The organism is Bradyrhizobium sp., assembly GCF_030693485.1.
Lineage (GTDB): Bacteria > Pseudomonadota > Alphaproteobacteria > Rhizobiales > Xanthobacteraceae > Bradyrhizobium.
The window spans coordinates 20540-38559 of record NZ_JAUYAN010000180.1 but is presented as its reverse complement, the minus strand read 5'-3'; the positions used below and the strand labels follow the sequence as shown (position 1 = coordinate 38559).

General features: G+C 62.7%; 19 protein-coding genes. 7 read left to right on the top strand and 12 right to left on the bottom strand.

All coding sequences use genetic code 11. The features are described from left to right. Positions 1-78: 78 nt before the first annotated feature. Entirely contained in the window at positions 79-354 is a 276-nt protein-coding gene (locus tag Q8N40_RS13335) for a hypothetical protein (RefSeq protein WP_305712190.1), read from the top strand. A 197-nt stretch (positions 355-551) separates the two neighbouring features. Next, positions 552-752, top strand: a complete 201-nt coding sequence (locus tag Q8N40_RS13330) for a hypothetical protein (RefSeq protein WP_305320641.1) — start codon at positions 552-554, stop codon at positions 750-752. A 128-nt stretch (positions 753-880) separates the two neighbouring features. Here Q8N40_RS13330 and Q8N40_RS13325 read toward each other — a convergent pair whose 3' ends face one another. After that, positions 881-1069: a hypothetical protein gene (locus tag Q8N40_RS13325; protein ID WP_305320640.1), complete on the bottom strand. Its 189-nt coding sequence runs from the start codon at positions 1067-1069 to the stop codon at positions 881-883. Positions 1070-1247: 178 nt separating this feature from the next. On the opposite strand from Q8N40_RS13325, the gene Q8N40_RS13320 reads away from it, so the two are divergent. Further along, positions 1248-2402, top strand: coding sequence for a zinc-binding dehydrogenase (locus Q8N40_RS13320; RefSeq protein ID WP_305712147.1), 1155 nt, complete (start codon positions 1248-1250; stop codon positions 2400-2402). Next, on the top strand, positions 2399-2782 hold the full coding sequence (locus tag Q8N40_RS13315) for a nuclear transport factor 2 family protein (protein ID WP_305321135.1): 384 nt from the start codon (positions 2399-2401) through the stop codon (positions 2780-2782). Before Q8N40_RS13320 ends, Q8N40_RS13315 begins: the two co-directional genes overlap by 4 nt. Before the next feature lie 30 nt (positions 2783-2812). On the opposite strand, the gene Q8N40_RS13310 is transcribed toward Q8N40_RS13315, so the two are convergent. From Q8N40_RS13310 to Q8N40_RS13300, 3 genes are read right to left on the bottom strand one after another with little or no spacing between them, the layout of a single operon-like run. Then, the gene (locus Q8N40_RS13310; RefSeq protein WP_305712146.1) at positions 2813-5206 is read right to left on the bottom strand and encodes a xanthine dehydrogenase family protein molybdopterin-binding subunit; all 2394 of its coding nucleotides are present in this window, start codon (positions 5204-5206) and stop codon (positions 2813-2815) included. Then, positions 5203-5688, bottom strand: a complete 486-nt coding sequence (locus Q8N40_RS13305; protein WP_305321137.1) for a (2Fe-2S)-binding protein — start codon at positions 5686-5688, stop codon at positions 5203-5205. Before Q8N40_RS13305 ends, Q8N40_RS13310 begins: the two co-directional genes overlap by 4 nt. Continuing rightward, the gene (locus Q8N40_RS13300; protein WP_305321138.1) at positions 5685-6566 is read right to left on the bottom strand and encodes a xanthine dehydrogenase family protein subunit M; all 882 of its coding nucleotides are present in this window, start codon (positions 6564-6566) and stop codon (positions 5685-5687) included. The genes Q8N40_RS13305 and Q8N40_RS13300 overlap by 4 nt, the downstream gene beginning before the upstream one ends. A 176-nt stretch (positions 6567-6742) precedes the next feature. Between Q8N40_RS13300 and Q8N40_RS13295 the strand changes: the two genes are divergently transcribed. Together Q8N40_RS13295 and Q8N40_RS13290 are read left to right on the top strand one after the other, a co-directional pair. Continuing rightward, positions 6743-7849 carry an LLM class flavin-dependent oxidoreductase gene (locus Q8N40_RS13295; protein WP_370870901.1) on the top strand — a complete coding sequence of 369 codons (1107 nt, stop codon included), beginning with the start codon at positions 6743-6745 and terminating at the stop codon, positions 7847-7849. Positions 7850-7876: 27 nt separating this feature from the next. Further along, positions 7877-8752 (top strand): polysaccharide deacetylase family protein, encoded by an 876-nt coding sequence (locus tag Q8N40_RS13290; protein WP_305321140.1) that lies wholly within the window; start codon positions 7877-7879, stop codon positions 8750-8752. Positions 8753-8777: 25 nt separating this feature from the next. On the opposite strand, the gene Q8N40_RS13285 is transcribed toward Q8N40_RS13290, so the two are convergent. From Q8N40_RS13285 to Q8N40_RS13275, 3 genes are read right to left on the bottom strand one after another with little or no spacing between them, the layout of a single operon-like run. Then, the gene (locus Q8N40_RS13285; RefSeq protein WP_305712145.1) at positions 8778-9464 is read right to left on the bottom strand and encodes a TetR/AcrR family transcriptional regulator; all 687 of its coding nucleotides are present in this window, start codon (positions 9462-9464) and stop codon (positions 8778-8780) included. An 8-nt stretch (positions 9465-9472) separates the two neighbouring features. Next, positions 9473-10027, bottom strand: a complete 555-nt coding sequence (locus tag Q8N40_RS13280) for a flavin reductase family protein (RefSeq protein ID WP_305321142.1) — start codon at positions 10025-10027, stop codon at positions 9473-9475. A 10-nt stretch (positions 10028-10037) separates the two neighbouring features. After that, positions 10038-11240, bottom strand: a complete 1203-nt coding sequence (locus tag Q8N40_RS13275; protein WP_305321143.1) for an acyl-CoA dehydrogenase family protein — start codon at positions 11238-11240, stop codon at positions 10038-10040. A 107-nt stretch (positions 11241-11347) separates the two neighbouring features. On the opposite strand from Q8N40_RS13275, the gene Q8N40_RS13270 reads away from it, so the two are divergent. Next, positions 11348-12292, top strand: a complete 945-nt coding sequence (locus Q8N40_RS13270; protein WP_305321144.1) for an NAD(P)-dependent oxidoreductase — start codon at positions 11348-11350, stop codon at positions 12290-12292. A gap of 723 nt (positions 12293-13015) precedes the next feature. Here Q8N40_RS13270 and Q8N40_RS13265 read toward each other — a convergent pair. The 5 genes from Q8N40_RS13265 to Q8N40_RS13245 all read right to left on the bottom strand — a co-directional run bounded on the left by Q8N40_RS13265 (position 13016) and on the right by Q8N40_RS13245 (position 18000). Beyond that, positions 13016-13789 (bottom strand): enoyl-CoA hydratase, encoded by a 774-nt coding sequence (locus Q8N40_RS13265; RefSeq protein WP_305712144.1) that lies wholly within the window; start codon positions 13787-13789, stop codon positions 13016-13018. Positions 13790-13822: 33 nt separating this feature from the next. Next, complete coding sequence (locus Q8N40_RS13260; protein WP_305321146.1) at positions 13823-14830, bottom strand: nitronate monooxygenase family protein; 1008 nt, start codon at positions 14828-14830, stop codon at positions 13823-13825. A 209-nt stretch (positions 14831-15039) separates the two neighbouring features. Continuing rightward, the gene (locus Q8N40_RS13255) at positions 15040-15777 is read right to left on the bottom strand and encodes an SDR family oxidoreductase (RefSeq protein ID WP_305712143.1); all 738 of its coding nucleotides are present in this window, start codon (positions 15775-15777) and stop codon (positions 15040-15042) included. A gap of 166 nt (positions 15778-15943) precedes the next feature. After that, complete coding sequence (locus Q8N40_RS13250) at positions 15944-16390, bottom strand: hypothetical protein (RefSeq protein WP_305321148.1); 447 nt, start codon at positions 16388-16390, stop codon at positions 15944-15946. A gap of 11 nt (positions 16391-16401) precedes the next feature. Continuing rightward, the gene (locus Q8N40_RS13245) at positions 16402-18000 is read right to left on the bottom strand and encodes a GMC family oxidoreductase (RefSeq protein ID WP_305712142.1); all 1599 of its coding nucleotides are present in this window, start codon (positions 17998-18000) and stop codon (positions 16402-16404) included. Positions 18001-18020: the final 20 nt, after the last annotated feature.

The window sequence follows — 18020 nt, the reverse complement described above, 5'->3', positions numbered from 1 at the left end:
ATGCTGATTATCAGAAATATTGGAAACTCCTCGTCAACCCATCTCGCACTGGTGGCGGTACGAGATATGGGGGACCCCATGCAGTATTTCGTCGTGATGATCGACTATGGGCGGCGCGGACGTGAGGCGATTGTCGATCCTGAAATCACCCGGCGCGAAGTCATTTCGCGCGTAGCGGCGGGCGAATACAACAACATCAGTTTCATCCACGAAATCGCCGACTCCTCGGTCGACGATGTCACGGCGGAAATTCTGGCCGAGGCGGCCGTTCCCGAGATCCAGACAGTTGATGCCGATTCGCAAGCCAGCCGCTTCGATCACGCCCGCGATCTCAGGAAGCACGAGCTGGTTTGATCGAAGCGCGTCGACCGCAACAGCAGATTTGCCCGGCACTTCCCGGCCAATTCAGATGTTGCCACAAAGTCACAAGCGCCAGGATTGTGCGGCCGTTCTTTGTCCGTTCACAAGAGTTGATAATGAGCATCCAGCCTACACGGTAAGTTAGCCTTGGGGTTGAGATCCACGCGCCTCTGCTGTGAAGGAGAGCCGACATGCCAGCCTACATCCAGATCCAGCATCACGAAGCTGAGACCGCGCCGATCATCTGCCCCGGCTGTATTGGACTACTCCCAATGTTCGTGAGGGAGGTCGAGCCGCATTGGAGCATGGCGAAGATCGACTTTATCTACGAGTGCTCCGACTGCGGCGCCGAGGTCAGGCAGACCATTACCAAGCCGGAACCGCGACATTAACGCGTTCACTTCGTCGCCTGTTTGGAACGAAAAGCTTACAGCCGTGGGCGCTCCCGAAGCCAGACGAGCTAGAAAATTGTGAGGCCCGCCCTCGGCATGCAGCCTGCGGCAAGCTTCAGCCATCCACTCTAGCGTGCAGCGGCCTGGGAAGCGGCCATATCGAGGTTGCATTCTCTGAAGTGGAACGCAATTTCATCGGGCGCGCACCGTTCCCGCTCCTCCGCCTTCGTCATCCAGAAGACTTTGCGCTCGGAATCCCGTGAAATACGCTCCTGGCAAAGGAATTCCTGCTGGCTAATCTCAACGAGCCTTTTCATTAACTCCACTCCCTCACTGTGAAGCCAATCGGCCGTTCTACAGTAGCAGAGTCGGGATCGACAGTCTTTCGGTTTCCCCGGCGAAAACGAGACAGGCCTGTTGTCTAATTTTGCCTGCCCCCTTTCCAGCATTTTATCGGCCAAGTAACGTCCGAGGCCACAGATGGGGAGCGCGCCAATGTACGACCCTTCCGGCGTTACGAGATCACCCGATTTTCCTGTCCCCGCGCGGATGAAAGCCTGGGTTCTGGGAAACCCGAACGAACTCCTTCTTCGCGACAAGCCCACCCCGGTGCCGGGGCGCGCTGAAATTCTGGTCCGTATCGACGCCGTAGCGATCTGCGCCACCGACCTCGAGATCATCCACAGCGGGTCGCCGGCAAGCATCCAGGGAGGCCTGCCCTTCAACAAGAATTTTACGCCGGGTCATGAATATATGGGCACCGTCGCCGCCCTCGGACCCGCCGTCGATGAATTTGCCATCGGCGAACGTGTCAGCGTGGAAATCCATGCCGGCTGCGGTCAGTGCAAGCGCTGCCGCCAGGGCATGTACACCTCGTGCCTCAACTACGGAAAGCCCGACAAGGGTCACCGCGCCAACGGCTTCACGACCGACGGCGGGTTCGCCGAATACGCGGTCAATCATATCAACACGCTGGCGCGAGTGCCCGACACCATGAGCGATGCTGAAGCCACGCTCGTCGTCACTGCAGGGACGTCGATGTACGGCCTGACCGAACTCGGCGGGCTGGTCGCCGGCGAAAGCGTCGTGGTCATTGGCCCCGGTCCGATCGGACTGCTCGCGGTGGCCGTTGCCAAGGCGCTCGGCGCAAGCCCCGTGATCCTGACGGGAACGCGCAACAAGCGCCTCGCGATCGGTACGGCGCTCGGGGCGGACCGCGTCATCAATATCGCCGATGAGAACGCCGTCGATGTCGTGAGACAGCTCACCGGCGGGATCGGCGCGGACTATGTGATCGAGTGCGCCGGCACGGAAGCCACGGTCAATCAGGCTATCCACATGGCCAATCGCGGTGGAAAGATCTGCCTGGCGGCCTTTCCGCACGATCCTGTCACGACCGATCTGGCGCATCTGGTGAAGAACAACATCTACGTCTACGGCATCAGGGGCGAAGGCCGTAGCGCGACACGGCGCGCGATGACGCTGATGGCGGAAAAGCGCTTCGACGCGACAAAGATTCATACCCATACGTTCGCGCTCGACGATTTGCCCACCGCACTGCGATACGCACGCGATCGGGTCGAGGACGCCATCAAGGTGGTGGTGACCGCGCGTCAGGCTGTAATGCTCAAGAACGTGGCGGCAGAATGATGCTGTCACCTGCCGAACGAGACGAACTGCTCAAAGGTTTCGCGCGCGCCTTGTTCCGGAATGACCTGGACGCGCTCTACAGGATCGTCACGCCCGACTTCCTCTGGAGCTTCCATGACGGTCTCGACACAACCAAAACCCTCTCCGGCCCCGCGGCGATTGGCGAGCATCTGGCCGGGCAGAAGGCGCTGTTCTCAGCGCAGCGCTTCCACGAGGTGGCCTACCATCATGCCGGCGAGGTGACCTTCATGACGTTTCGCGTCAGCGAAACCGTAAGCGCCAGCGGCGAGCAGCGGGAACAGCGCGGCATCGAGCGCTATACCTTCAGGGACGGCATGCTCGCGACCAAGGACGTCTATCGCAAGCCGGTCACGCCCTGATCGCATCAGCTGTTCCTGCCTCGTCCTCGCTCAAATTCGTCCCAACGCCGTCAGGATGGTCTGCGGCGTCAGCGGAATCTCGGTGATCACGGCGCCGAACGGCCTGAGCGCATCGTTCACCGCGTTCGCCACCGCCGCGGCGGCCCCCGCGGTACCGGCCTCGCCCGCGCCCTTTGCCCCGAGTTCGGTCTCTGCCGTCGGCGACACCACGTGGCCGACGTCGATATCGGGCATTTCGCCCGACATCGGCACCAGATAGTCGGCCATGTTGGCGTTGGTCAGCTGTCCCCGTTCATCGTAGGCGCACTTCTCGAACAGCGCCGCGCCAAGACCCTGCACCACGCCGCCCCTGATCTGCTCGTCGACCAGTTGCGGATTGATGAGGGTTCCGCAGTCCTCGACGACCCAATGCCGGAGCAGCTTGACGAAGCCGGTGTCCGTGTCGACCTCCAGCCATGAGGCCTGCACGCCATTGGTGAAGGCAAAGGGGTATTCGCGCGGCACGAAGTGGCGCGTCGCCATCAGCTCGGGCTGAACGCCCGGCGGCAAGGTGTCGGGACGAAAGTACACGATCCGCGCGAGTTCGCGCAACTCCATGCGCGACGCGCCATCGCCGGCATTGACGATCGCATTGTCCGCGATGTCGAGTTCAGCCGACGACGACTGCAGGATGGCGGCGGCGACATCGAGGATGTTCCTGCGCAGAACTTTCGCCGCCTGGAGTGCTGCCTCGCCGCCGATGCCGGCGCCGCGCGAGGCCCAGGTACCGCCGCCGTAAGGCGTGTTGTCGGTATCGCCGAGAATGACGCGGACGCGTTCCATCGAGACGCCGAGCACGCTGCCGACGATCTGCGCCGTGAGCGATTCGGAGCCCTGCCCCTGTTCGGTGATGCTTGTCTGGCAGATCACGGAGCCCTGCGCGTCCAGCCGCACCGCGACGCCGTCCTGCGAGGATATTTTGGCGCCGCCGACGCCGTAAAACGCTGCACTGGGATTGGTGACTTCGATGAAGCTCGCTATGCCGATACCGCGGTGAATGCCCTTGCTTCGCAAGGCCGCCTGTTCGGCGCGCAGCGCGTCGTAATCCATCATCGTCATCAGCTTGTTCATCGCGGCGTGATGCGACAACAATTCAAACCGCAGGCCCGACGGCGACGCGCAAGGATAGGCATTGTCGGCAATCAGGTTGCGGCGGCGGATTTCCACCGGGTCCATCCCGATCTTGGCTGCCGCGAGATCGACCAGGCCTTCGGTCACGGAGCAAGCGATCGGGTGGCCGACGGCCCGATACTGGCACATCACGTTCTTGTTCTGGAGCACGACACGGGTCCGCGCGCGATAATTCTTCGTCACATAGGGGCCGCCGACCAGATTGACGACCTGGTTGGCTTCGATGGCGCTCGTGCGGGGATACATCGAATAGGGTCCGATGCCGGTGAGATCGTCGATCTCGAACGCCGTGATCACCCCGTCGCGCCGGACGCCGATCCGACCCAAGCAACGATGGTCGCGGGCATGGATATCGGTGTTGAAGCTTTCGACCCGGTCGGCGACGAACTTGATCGGCCGACGCAGCAGTTTCGACAGTGCATAGGTCGCCATTTCGTCGGCGTAGAGATGGACCTTGATTCCGAAGGAGCCGCCGACATCCTTGCAGACCACGCGAACTTGCGATTCCGAAAGGCCTAGATGCAGTGCCGCGAGGTTCTGCACCATGTGCGGCGCCTGCGTGCCCTGGTAGATCGTCAGCCTCACCTCGGCGGCATTCCAGTCGGCGACGACCGAGCGGGGCTCCAGTGTGACGCCGGTATGCCGCCCAAAGATGAAATCGGCTTCCACCACGGCATCGGAGCCGGCGAATGCCGCATCGACCTCGCCGGCATCGAGGTTGCGCTCGAAGGCCAGATTGTCGCCGAGCGAGGGATGAATCACCGGCGTTGCCGGATCAAGCGCGGTGCGCATGTCCGTCACCGCCTCCAGCTCTTCGTAATCAACCCTGACGATTTCCGCGGCATCCTCCGCCACGGCTCGGCTGGTCGCCACGATGGCGGCGACGGCTTCGCCCTGCCAGCAAACGCGGCCGATCGCGATGGCATGCTGGGGGGCGGATTTGAGACCCTTCAGATGTGAGAGCACACCCACCCACGGCGTGATGACGGCGGCAAGCTCCTTGCCCGTCACGACGGCGATGACACCGGGCACGCTCCTCGCCGCGGCGGCATCGATGCCGGCGATCTTCGCATGCGCATGGGGCGAGCGCAGGAACACCACGTGTCCCATGCGCGGCAGCTCCATATCGCTGACATAGAGCCCGCGTCCCTGCATCAGCCGCTCGAGGTTCGGCCGCGGCACGGACTTGCCGATATAGGAGTTCGGCCGATCAAGTTCGGAGAGCACTTCGGGATTGGATGTCGTGACGGTCATGCCGTGCGGCTCCCACGCGCCCGCGCCGTGGTCTCGACCGCGTCGATAATGGCCTGATAGCCGGTGCAGCGGCAGTAGTTGCCGGAAAGGTGCTCGCGGATTTGCTCACGGTTGGGCTCGGCCTGCTGCTGCAGCAGATCCTGAGCCGCCATCAGCATGCCTGGCGTGCAGAACCCACACTGCAAGGCGTTGCGATTGCGAAAGGCGGCCTGTAGATCGGCGACCTCGCCGCTGTCGGACAATCCCTCGATGGTTTGAACGGACGCGCCATGCGTCTGAACTGCCAGCATCAGGCAGGAACGAACGATCTCCCCGTTCACCCGCACCGTGCATGCGCCACAGACTCCATGCTCGCAGCCGACATGCGTTCCCGTAAGTTGCAGCTGCTCCCGCAGGAAATCCGCCAGATTGAGACGCGGCAGAACCTGCGCGTCGACGCGCTCGCCATTCACCTCGAGCGAGATTGGCATGGGAGCCGTCACGCACGCCCCCCGGCATTGAGATCAGGTCGGCCCAGTAGCGCGGATGCGCCGCGCGCCAGCAGCACCTTCGCCAGGTGCCGGCGCATGGAGGCCGACGCCTGCTGGTCATCCTGCGGGTCGAGGTCTTCGCCGAGGGCCGCGGAAGCCGTTGCCAGCACCGGGGGCGTGATGGTGACGTTGACCAGGTTCGTTGCGGCCCTGGCCAATACCGGCCGGTCGCCGACGGCAAAGAAGACCAGCCGAAGATCGGTGAACGCATCCTTTTCCACGATCGCCTGCGCAGCGAGGCCGGCAATGGCGTAGTCGCCGTGCCGCCGGGCGAACTCGTGGAAGAAATGCCTGGAATTCTTGCCCGCTACCGGCAGTTCGACCGATATCAGCAATTCCTGCGCTGACAGGTCCGTCTCATAGATCCCCTTGAAGAAATCTTCGGCTGCAACCCGTCTTTCGCCGCCCTGACCGCGTACTATAATGGTCGCATTCAGCGCGACCATGCAGGCCGGCAGTTCGGAGGCGGGATCGGCATGAGCGAGGCTGCCGCCGATCGTGCCACGGTTGCGGATCGCGGGATGCGCGACATGGGCAATCGCTTCGGTCAATAGCGGCGCATGCGCGGCAATATCAGGGGATTTCAGCAGATCGACATGCCGGGTCAGCGCGCCTATCCTGATGATGCTGCCGCTTACCGCAATGCCGCGCAGCTCGGCGAGTTCGCCGATATCAATGATGAGTTCGGGGGAGATGAGGCGTAGATTCATCGCCGGCATCAGGCTCTGTCCGCCGGACAGCACCTTCGCCCTGTCGCCATGGGCCCCCAGCAATTCCAGCGCATTCATGACGCTGGTTGCGCGTGCGTAAGCGAAAGCCGCGGCTTTCATTTAGCGAGACCTCCCCCGGCCGTTATGGCGTATTTTTTTCGATTAGACGGCGACGACCTGCAAAGGTCAAGCTTGTTTATCGAACGATTATTTCTGATGACTCGGCCTCCGCTCTTGTCATAATGGCATCGACGGCACACGGTTCGATTCTCACGCAGCGCCAGAAAGGAGCGCCAATGAATCTTGGATTCTTTACGATGCCGATTCATCCTCTCGACAAGGATTGGCGGTTGTCGCTGCAGGAAGACCGCGAAGCTTTCCTGCTCGCCGACGAACTGGGATTTACCGAGGCCTATGTCGGCGAACACGTCACCGATCAGGCCGAGAACATCACCTCCTGCATCGCATTTATCGCGTGGGTCGCGGCTGCCACCAAGCAAATCAGGCTCGGCACCGGCACCATCAACATGCCGAACACCCACCCCGCCACCGTCGCCGCCTCCATGGCGATGCTCGACCACATGCTGAATGGCCGCCTGATTTTCGGGATAAGCCCCGGCGGCCTGCTGTCGGACGCGGAATTGTTCGGCAATCTCGACGCCGACCGCAACGCGATGTTCCTGGAATCGATCAACCAGGTACTTGAGATCTGGGCCGGCGAGGCGCCTTACAATATCGCGGGGAAATACTGGAACATCTCGACGCAAAAGACCTTCATCAGGGAAATCGGCCAGGGCATCATTGCGCGCCCGTTGCAGCGGCCGCATCCGCCCATCGTCGTCACCGCCGTGGCGCCGTTCTCCAGGGGCGTCACCGAGGCTGCCGCGCGGGGCTGGGATCCGATCTCGGCCAATTTTCTGATGCCGGCCTGGGTGAAAAGCCACTGGCCGAAATACGTCGAGGGCTGCGAGCGCGGCGGCCGGCCGGCCGAACCCGCGAACTGGCGCGTCGCCAAGAGCGTGTTTGTCGCCAGGGACGCGGCGACCGCGAAAGCCTATGCCACCGACCCCGATGGGCCCTATGTCTATTACTACCGTTCGCTGTTCACCAAACTGAAGAAGAACGGCCGCATCGAGCTGTTCAAGACGCGGCGCGATCAGCCGGACGACGAGGTGACGCTGGAAATGATCTGCGACAGGCTGATCATTCATGGGACGCCTGACAGCGTCGCGGACCAATTGCTGGCTTTCCAGGACGAAGTCGGCCAGTTCGGCACGCTGCTGTATGCGGGCAAGGACTGGAAGGACCGCGAGCTTGGTCGCCAGTCCATGATCCTGATGGCCGAAAAGGTGATGCCACTCGTCAATGCCGGCAGCTCGGACCAGTCCAGCGCGGCAGAATAGTCTGCCAATCCATTTGAGAGGCGCGCCGTGGCTCTGACCGATCGCATACCCTATCAGGCGCAGGTCGACCGGCCGAGACTCAAGCTGCCCGGCGGCAAGAGACTGGCGGTATGGGTCATCCTCAATGTCGAGGAGTGGCGGATCGAGAACGCCATGCCGCGAACCGTACTTAGCCCGCCGATGGGACAGCCGCTGTTGCCGGACGTGCCGAACTGGTCGTGGCACGAATACGGCATGCGCGCCGGCTTCTGGCGGCAGTTCAAGGCGCTGACTGACCGCAACATGCCGGTGACCCTGGCGCTGAACGCCAACGTCTGCCACTCTTACCCCCGCGTCGCATCGGCCGCGCTTGAAGCCGGTTTCGAATTCATGGGCCACGGCTTCGTTCAGGGCCCGATGCACAAACTCGACAATCAGGCCGATGCGATCAGGCGGTCGGTCGAGACCATCGCTGACTTCACCGGCAAGCCGCCGCGGTCGTGGGAAAGTCCGGGGCTGACGGAGACCGAGGAAACCCTCGATCTGCTGCGCCTCAACGGCATTGAATATGTCGCGGACTGGGTGATCGACGATCTTCCGCAGGACATCGCGACGCCGCATGGCACCATCACCACCATTCCCTACTCGGTTGAAACCAATGACATCGTCATCCACGCGCTGCAGCATCTGACGTCCGAGCAATTCCTGCAGCGCTGCACCGACCAGTTCGACCGGCTGTACCTCGAAGGCGCCGACAATGCCCGGGTCATGGCGATCTCGATTCACCCCTACATCACCGGCGTTCCGCATCGCATCAAATATCTGGAAGCGCTGCTCGACTATGTCATCGGCCATGACGGCGTCGCGCTGATGACCGCCAGCGAGATCGGCGACTGGTACCGGGCGGAAATGTCGGGAGCGTAACTGCACCTGCGCAGGAACGAACGGATCATGCCAGCGCCACTCTTCCAGTCGCTTTCACCGTTGCGCGCGCAGGCCCGCCGGCGGCCGAGAAAACCTGTGCGAATCCTGTTAGAAAGACATTCAGCGCATTGCCGATCATCTGGCGCTTGTCTTCGAGCACCGGGGAGTCGAAAATGTATTTGCGAACCCCGTAATAGAAGATCCCGCTTTGGAGGACCCAGGCCATCTCGAGCTCGGGCGCGGTCGGCTTGCCCTGCTGCGGCAGCCCCACTTCATGGCGGCACTCACTGACGATACGCGACAGAATCTTGTCCTCCACCACCCCGATGTACCAGCGATTGATGTCGAGTCCCTTCAGGCCCGCATAGAAGTAGATCCGAAGCCATCTGCGGGTGAAGATTACATCGGTGTAGGCTTGATAGAACTCCTGCAACCGCTCGCGCAGCGGCCGTGTTCGGTCGGTGAGCAGCTTCTCCCAGCCCGCGTCGAACGGCTCCAGGTAGACGGTGCGATAGACCTCCTTGATCAGGTCGTCCTTGCTCGGAAAATAGCGATACAGCAGCGGCTGCGTCACGCCGAGCCGCCGCGCCAGATCGCGGGTCCCGCCGTCGAATCCCTCCTCCGAGAAAAATTCCGTGGCCTTGGCCACGAACTCCCTGCGGCGGTCGTCAGGCGAAAGCCGCTTCTGCTTCGCGCGGGCGCGCTTTGGCACGGCTTTATTCATGAGGAGCCGTCGGGCTTGAGAAACCGGCCGTAGCTGCCGCGGGCAAACAACAGCGGCTCCTGCGGGTTGTAGGCATAGGCCTCGACGGCGCCCAGGAAGATGACGTGATCGCCGCCGTAGTATCGATTGGCCGCACGGCACTGGAAATTCGCGACGCTGTCCGCGAGAACGGGCGCATTGCCAAGGCCCGGCGTCCATTCCACGCCTGCGAATTTGTCTTCCGAGGATTTCGCGAATCTGTTGGCGAGCGCCTGCTGCGATGCGCCCAGCACGTTGACGGTAAAATGACTGGCGTTCTGGAACGTGCTCAGCCCCTGCGAAAACATTCCGAGGCTCCACAGCACCAGCGGCGGGTTCAGCGACACCGAGGCGAACGAATTGCAGGTCAGCCCATAGGGCTTGCCATCGGCCGCAACCGCCGTGATGATGGTGACGCCGGTGGCGTAGGTGCCGAGCGCATTGCGGAAATCCCTGGGATCGATCACCGAGCTGTCGCTGGCCAGCTCATTGGCCGGATCTGGATGGATCGGATGCTTGGGTGCGTCGGTCATCCCCCGAGCCTCAAAGCGTCAGGTTTTCGGAGGGCAGGCCGAGCGCCACGCGGCCGTAATTGGTGCCAGCCGCATCGAAATTGAACGCAAGGTGCGAATTGATGGCGTGGGCATCGCGAAACTGCCGCTGCAAGGCGCCGGTCGTGAACAGGCCGCGCGCGCCGCTCGCGGACGACAGCAGCGATACCGCCTCGGTACAGAGATTGACGGAATAGGCCCCGTCGCGCCGCAACCTGGTCTTGGCGGCAATGCTCGGGATGTGGCCGGAGCGCGCATCTGCCATCGCCTCGATACATCTCGAACGCATGATCAGGCGGGCGGCATCGATCTTGGCGGAAGCCTCGGCAATCTTGATCTGGGTGCTCTGGAAGTCGCCGAGCTTGGCGCGATTATAGGTCGAGGCGCGATGGCGCGTGATGTCGATATAGTCGTCGAGGCAGGCCTGCGCATTGCCCAGCGCCGCGCCTGACAGCACATAGGGAAACAGCGAGAATACCGGCAGCGCATAGAGCGCATCAGGATTGTCCGGGCTTCCGGGGGTCGGACCGCCCGAAAGATCGCCCACCGCCACCGTCATCGGTTCGGCGACGAAGACATCGATGACTTCGACATCGTTCGATCCCGTCCCCCGCAATCCGCTCGCATTCCAGGTGTCGGTGACCTTGTAGTCGTCCTTGTGGAGCAGGAAGATCCGGTATTCGATGCCATCGGCTTCATCGTCCGATGAGACGACGCCACCAAGCATGTTCCATTCGCTCGAATTCACGCCGGAGGAAAACGGCCAGTGACCCCGCAGCCTATATCCGCCGTCGACCTTGCTGGCACGGCCGGAGGGAAAGATGAAGGAGGATGCGATCAGCGCGTCAGGGTGCTTGCTCCAGACCAGATCCTGGGCACGCCTGTCGAACATGCCGAGCATCCAGTGATGGCTGGCGAGATTGGCGAAATTCCAGGCCACCGACGCATCGCCCTGCGCCAGCACATCGGCGCAATCGACCAGTGCGACGTAATCAAGTTCGGCGCCGCCGACCCGCTTCGGCTGCACGATCCGGAACAGACCGGCATCATGCAGATCGCGTTCGGTCTCCGGCGGCAGGCGCCGCAGCTCCTCGGTTTTAAAGGCACGATCGCGCAAACGCGGAACCAGCGCCCTGGCACGTTCAATCATGGCGGCATAGAGGCTGATGTCCGCGAGCGGACTTGTCTTTGGCATTTCGCCAACACCTCCCATTTCAGCATTCCCTGCTATCCCGCCGCTCATCGCGGTCTCAAGATGCGGCCGATCGGAGCGAAACCTGCTTGACCCGTCGAAGCTATCTGATGATTGTTTATCGCCTGATCACCAACTATTCAAGGCGTGGCCGGCATAGGGAGCGAGCGCTGATGGACAAGACCGTTGGAATCGTCGGGCTTGGCATCATGGGCGGCGCGATCGCCCGCAATCTGGTCGAACGCGGGTGGCGCGTCATCGGCTTTGACATTGACGCCGCGCGATGCGCCGAGCTCGCGCTGGCCGGTGTCACGATCGCCGATGACAGCGCGCAGGTCGCGCTGGACGCGCCTGTTATCATGACCACCCTGCCCAGCCCCGAAGCAGTTGAGAATGTCGCGCAGCGCATTGCCAACTCCGGTGCGCCGCCGCGGATTGTGGCCGAACTCTCTACGCTCACCATCGCCGACAAGCTCCGTTGCGAAGAAATCCTGAAGCAGGCCGGGCACATTGCGCTGGATTGTCCGCTGAGCGGAACCGGCGCACAGGCGAAAGCCCGCGATCTCGTCGTCTACGCCAGCGGCGACAGCCCGGCCATTGCAAGTTGCGCCGGCCTGTTTGCCGATTTCGCCAGGCAAAGCGCCGATCTCGGCGCCTACGGCAATGGCAGCCGGATGAAATTCATCGCCAATCATCTGGTCGCCATTCACAACGTCGCCACCGCCGAAGCGATGCTGCTGGCGCAATGCGCCGGGCTCGATCCGAAGTTGGTGGTCGACATGGTTGGTCCCGGCGCCGGCGGCTCGCGAATGTTTCAGATGCGCGCGCCGATGATGGTCGAAGGCGTTTACGCGCCTGCGACCATGAAGGTCTCGATGTGGGAGAAGGACATGGCGATTATCGCCGAATTCGCCGCCGCTGTCGGCTGTGCCACTCCGCTGTTTACGTTGACGCAGCCGGTCTATGCGCAGGCAATGGCCATGGGGCTGGGTGAGCAGGACACGGCGTCGGTGTTCGAGGTGCTGAAGAAGAACTTCGCTGCCGATCCGTGTTGACGCAAGCGCTCCATCCGGGACTACGCAACGATATCTCCGCGTCGTCCCTGCGAAAGCAGGGACCGATAGCCACCGGCGTTAGCCTGGCGAAGATTTGCGTCATCCATCGCGCTATATCGAGGGCACAACGCGGTTTGGGTCCCGGATCGGCGTTCGCTACCGCTCACTTGTCCGGGACGACGTGGGGTGAGTTTCGGATTCAGCTGTAAAACAGCGAGGATACGCGTCCGCGATCTCGCGGCGCGATACGCCCGAAGTTTTCCAGATCGTTTGCCCTCCAAAACGAGAGGGCGCAGGGAAGACCGGGTGCGCGCTGCACCCGCGGTCTCGTGTGCAAAAAGTGTACGAGTAGGCGCACACGAGCATACAGGTTCAGCGGAAACACTCCGGCCTTCCCTGCGCAGTGGTGTAAGGCTTATAAGTGATCTCCCCGGTGAGCCCAGCTCTATTGCCACCGTCACCTGCGGGACTGACCGCAAGCTTGACACCGACGTCGGGGGTGTCAGAACCACACTATTTCGCCATCCACATCCGCGCCGTTCGTCAAAGGCGCATCCGCGTCCACCGCATCCCACCGCGCGTTTCGTGACGATCGCGAGCCGCCCCTCTTGTCGGGTGGGACGGGCAAGAATGTACGGGTGATTTGCCCTTCTGGAAAAGCGAAATCTTGCCCGACGGGTTAATTTGTCGCACCGGGGACTCAGGGGTTGCACTTGCGCGCAACTACCCCGCCGCGCTGGAGAAATTCGGCTGACGGCGCTCGGCGAACGCGGTAAACGCCTCGCGGGCCTCGGCGGTCTGCAGCCGCTCCGCGAAGACCACGCTCTCGCGATCGATCCGTGCGGCGATCGCTTCGAACTCGCGCATCAGGGCCTTGGTGTGACTGAGCGCGCCGGGTGGACGCCTGGTCAGGGCTTCGGCTGCCGCGCGCGCACGGCCGCGCAGTTCAGTTGCCGGTACCACCGCATTGGCCAAACCACAGGCCAGCGCCGACGCCGCATCGAGCGGCTCGCCGAGCGCGAACATGGCGTAGGCGCGGACATGGCCAATCCGCGCCGGCAACAACCAGCTCGATGCCGCCTCGGGCACCAGCGCGAGATTGACGAACGGCGTGGTCAGCCGCGCGCTCTCGGCCAGGAAGACCAGATCGCAGTGCAGCAGCATGGTGGTGCCGACGCCAACGGCATTGCCCTGCACGGCCGCGATCAGCGGCTTGGTCGCTTTGCCCAAATTCCTGATGAAGCGGCCTGCCTGATTCTCGCCCCGATCCTTTTTAGCCGCCTGGGCAGCGAAATCGGCGAGATCGTTGCCGGCGGTAAAGCTGTCGCCGTCGCCCTGGAACACGACGACACGAATTTCCGGATCCTTCTCCGCGCGCTCGAGCCCGTCCGACAGGGCGCTGTACATCGCGCTGCTCAGCGCATTTTTCTTGTCCGGCCGGGCCAGCGTCAACGTCATGATCCCGGCCGCGACTTCGGTCTTCACATAGTCAGTCATCAGGAATCTCCTCAAGGGGAAATGCGTTTCGCTTCAGGCGACTTTCGTCGATTTTTCCTGTCCGGCGCCATCGAGGAAACCGACCAGCCGGTCACGAATGATGCGTTCGGCATCCGCCATGATGCGGTCGATCAATTCCTTCACGGTTGGCACATCGTTGATCAGGCCGGCCACCATGCCGCAGCTCCAGGCCCCCGCGTCCACATCGCCGTCGATCATGACCTTGGGATAGGCGCCGGCGACCTGATCGTGGATGTCAGCGATCTTCAGGCTCGCACCCTTCTCGCGCTCGATTTCCAGCAACCGGTCGACGGCCTTGTTCTTCAGTACCCGCTCGGTGTTCCTGAGCGCCCGCATGACCAGGCGGGTGTCGAGTTCGGAGGCCGCCACCAGCGCCTTCTTGACGTTGTCGTGGATCGGCGCCTCCCTGGTCGCCATGAAGCGCGTGCCCATGTTCATGCCGGCCGCGCCCATCGCCAGTACCGCCACCAGGCTGCGCGCGTCGGCCATGCCGCCCGACGCCACGAAGGGAATCTTCAATTCCTCGGCGGCGCGCGGCAGCAGGATCATGTTCGGCATGTCGTCTTCACCGGGATGTCCGCCGCACTCGAAGCCATCGACGCTGACCGCATCGCAGCCGATCGCCTCGGCCTTCAGCGAGTGACGGACCGAGGTGCATTTGTGGATGACCTTGATACCTCCCGCCTTGAGCGCCGGCATGTATTGCTCGGGGCTTCGGCCTGCGGTTTCAACGATCTTGATGCCGCCTTCCCGGATGGCGGCGATGTATTCCGGATAAGGCGGCGTCGTGAAGGCAGGCAGGAAGGTCAGGTTCACGCCGAACGGCTTGTCCGTCATGTCGTGGCAACGCGCGATCTCCTTTGCCAGCAATTCCGGCGTCCGCTGCGTCAGACCGGTAATGATGCCAAGGCCGCCGGCATTCGACACCGCCGACGCCAGTTCGGCGAAGCCGACATAATGCATGCCGCCCTGAATGATGGGGTGCGCGATGCCGAACATTTCAGTGATGGCTGTTTTCACGAATTCCTCCGATGGTTTTTCAAATTGTTTCCCGGCAAGCCTATAGCAATCAAAGAATATCTTCTCCCTCCCCTCGCGAAGCGGTGGGGAGGGGTCGGGGGTGGGGGGTCTATTCGCGCGTACAACTGTCAGCGAATTTGCCGGGGCACCCCCCACCCCCGACCTCTCCCCGCCACGCGCAAGGGCGCGTGGAGGGAGGGGAGTGATGGTTACCACTTCTCGCCGAAGGGGCGTATCTCCAGTTCGAACGTCCAGGCGCTGCGCGGTTGCTGATACAGCAACCAGTAGGATTCCGCGACCGACGACGGCGGCATCAGGAGGTCGGGATTGTCGAGCGCATCGGGTCCCAGCGCCTCGATCCGCCGCTGGCGCACCCATTCGGTGTCGACGCCGGAATCGATGATGAGGTGGGCGACATGGATGTTTTTCGGACCCAGCTCACGCGCGGTCGCTTGCGCAACGGCGCGCAGGCCGAACTTGGCGCTGGCGAACGCGGCATAGCCCGATCCGCCGCGCAGGCTGGCGGTCGCACCGGTGAAGAAGATGTTGCCCTTGCCCCTCGGCAACATCAGACGCGCAGCCTCGCGGCCGGCGAGAAAGCCGGAATAGCAGGCCATTTCCCACACCTTGCGGAACACCCGTTCGGTGGTCTCCAGAATCGGGAAATTGACGTTGGCGCCGACGTTGAAGATGCAGACCTCGAGCGGAGCATGCTTGTTGGCATCGCCGAGGAAGGAGGTAATTTCCTCCTCCTTGCGCGCATCGAGCGACCTCGCGTGAATTTCGCCCCCGGACGCCTGGATCTCCTTGACCAGCGGTTCGAGCTTGGCGCCGTTGCGGCGCCCGGCGAACACCGTGAATCCTTCCGAGGCAAACTTCTTCGCGATCTCGCTGCCGATGAAGTCACCGGCGCCGATCACAGCCACCGTCGCGTTTCTCTTCTGCAAGGCTGCTCTCCCGGCGCAAGGATTCAACGATAAAGTTCTATTATAGAACTGTCAAGACGAGCACAGACATGTTGGTCGGCCGGCATAGCATTGCCACAGCAGAACGCCAGAAGACGGCGAAGACCTGGGCCCGCAGCCGCGCCGTCTTAACGCGCGGCGGTTTCGCTCAATCGACCGTGCGGTACATCGGCGGCCGGGCGCGAACCGGATCGAGCAGCGACCAGTCGCCCTGCTCCACCACATGCCCTTTGGGAAACGGCGGACGTGCTTCCTGGCCAAGCGATCGCATCACCCGGTCGTCGCGGTAGTAGCAAAGCAGCACCACGCGGACCAACGCAGCCAACGGCGCACCGCCGACCTCGCGAAAAGCGGCTGCTACTTCGGTGCGGCGCTCCGCCTCCAGGTCGGCGAAGGCGCATCCGCCGATCGCGGCCAGATGCGACAATGCGCGACGGATGTCGTCGCGGTCGCGCTCGAGGCTGCGCAGGATATCGTTGAATATCTTCTCGTCGTCGGCTCCCGGCACGTCATAGGCCGCGCTCGGCGGGATAATCATGCCGGCCAGCGCGCGCAGGTCGCGGACTTGGTCGGCGGAAAGGTCGTGGTTCTGCATGGAATTCGTTCTCAGTCGAACAGATTGGCGAGACGCTGCTTGATGCTGTCGGCGATATAGAGCGCAAGCGCCTGGATGGTGGAGGTCGGATTCACGCCGCCCGATGTCACCCAGATGCTGCCGTCGACGATGAACAGGTTCTTCACATCATGGCACCGGCCCCATTCATTGACCACCGAACGCTCGGGGTCGGTGCCCATCCGCGCGGTGCCGAGCAGATGCCAGCCGCCGTTCAGGATCGGACTCTCGACCGCAATGTTGCTGGCGCCGGCGGCGGTCAGAACTTCCTTCGCCCGCGCGATGCCGTGGTCCATCATCTTCAGGCTGTTGGCGCTGATGGTGTAGTCGAGTTTTGGCGCGGGGATGCCGCTGGAATCCTTCAGGTCGGGATCGAGCGTGACGCGATTATGCTCATCGGGAAGGTCCTCGCAGATCGCCGAAAGCCCGATGCGGCGGTTTACCAGTTTCCGGTAGGCCCCATGATGCTCTTCACCCCAGGGCAACCGCCCCGCATTGGCGCTGACGATGGCTTCCATGATCGCGCCGACGCCGCGGCCGAACTGGAAAGTATAGCCGCGCACGAAATCGCGGCCGGGGTCGGTCTCGTAGAATTGCTGGCTCCACAGGCACAGCGGCGGGCCGTGATTGCCGTCGAGCGGCTCGTCGACATAGCCGTAGGTCAGGGCATAGGGGTGAAACATCAGGTTCTTGCCGACCAACCCCGAGGAATTGGCAATGCCGTTGGGGAATTTCGCCGATACCGAGTTCAGCATCAGGCGCGGCGTGCCGACGCCGTTGCAGGCGAGGATGACGACTTCGGCAGGCTGAAACTGTTCCTTGCCCTCGGCGTCGTAATAGATCACGCCGGAGGCCATGCCGTGCGCGTCGACCGTGACCTCGCGAACCCGGCACATCGTGCGCAGTTCGACGCCGGCGCGGATCGCATGCGGCCAATAGGTGATGTCGGTACTGGCCTTGGCGCCCTGCGCGCAGCCCGGCGTACAGTGACCGAGGTTGATGCAACGCGCCCGCCCCTCATAATCCGTGGTGGCGATCGTCGAGTCGGACGGCCACCAGTGCCAACCGAGCTGGTTCATCGCCTTGCCGAACCGCGCGCCGGATTTGCCGAGCGGCAATGGCGGCATCGGCGGCTGATGCGGCGGATAGGCGGGATCGCCGGCGAGACCGGAAACGCCCATCATGCGGTCGTTCTCGGCGAAATACGGCTCCAGCGTGGCATAGTCGATCGGCCAGTCGTCGGCGACCCCATCGAGCGTGCGCACCCTGAAATCCGAGGGATGCATGCGGGGAAAATGCGCCGTGTACATGATGGTGCTGCCGCCGACGCCGTTGAAGTTCACCACCTTGATCGGCGAATTGGCGTCGTTGATCGGATAATCGGTCGGCCGCGCCCGGCGGTTGGGATTGATGGCGAAATCGCTGAACAGGCGCGCTTCCCAGTCCCTGCCATTGCTGGGATAGTCCGTCGGCTTGACCCAGTCGCCCTGCTCGAGGCAGACGATGCGCATCCGGGTATCGGCCAGACTCCAGGCCACCGCGGCGCCCGACGCCCCGGAACCGACGATCAGGGCATCGACTTTATCAAGCATCGATTTTCCTCCCAAGTGAA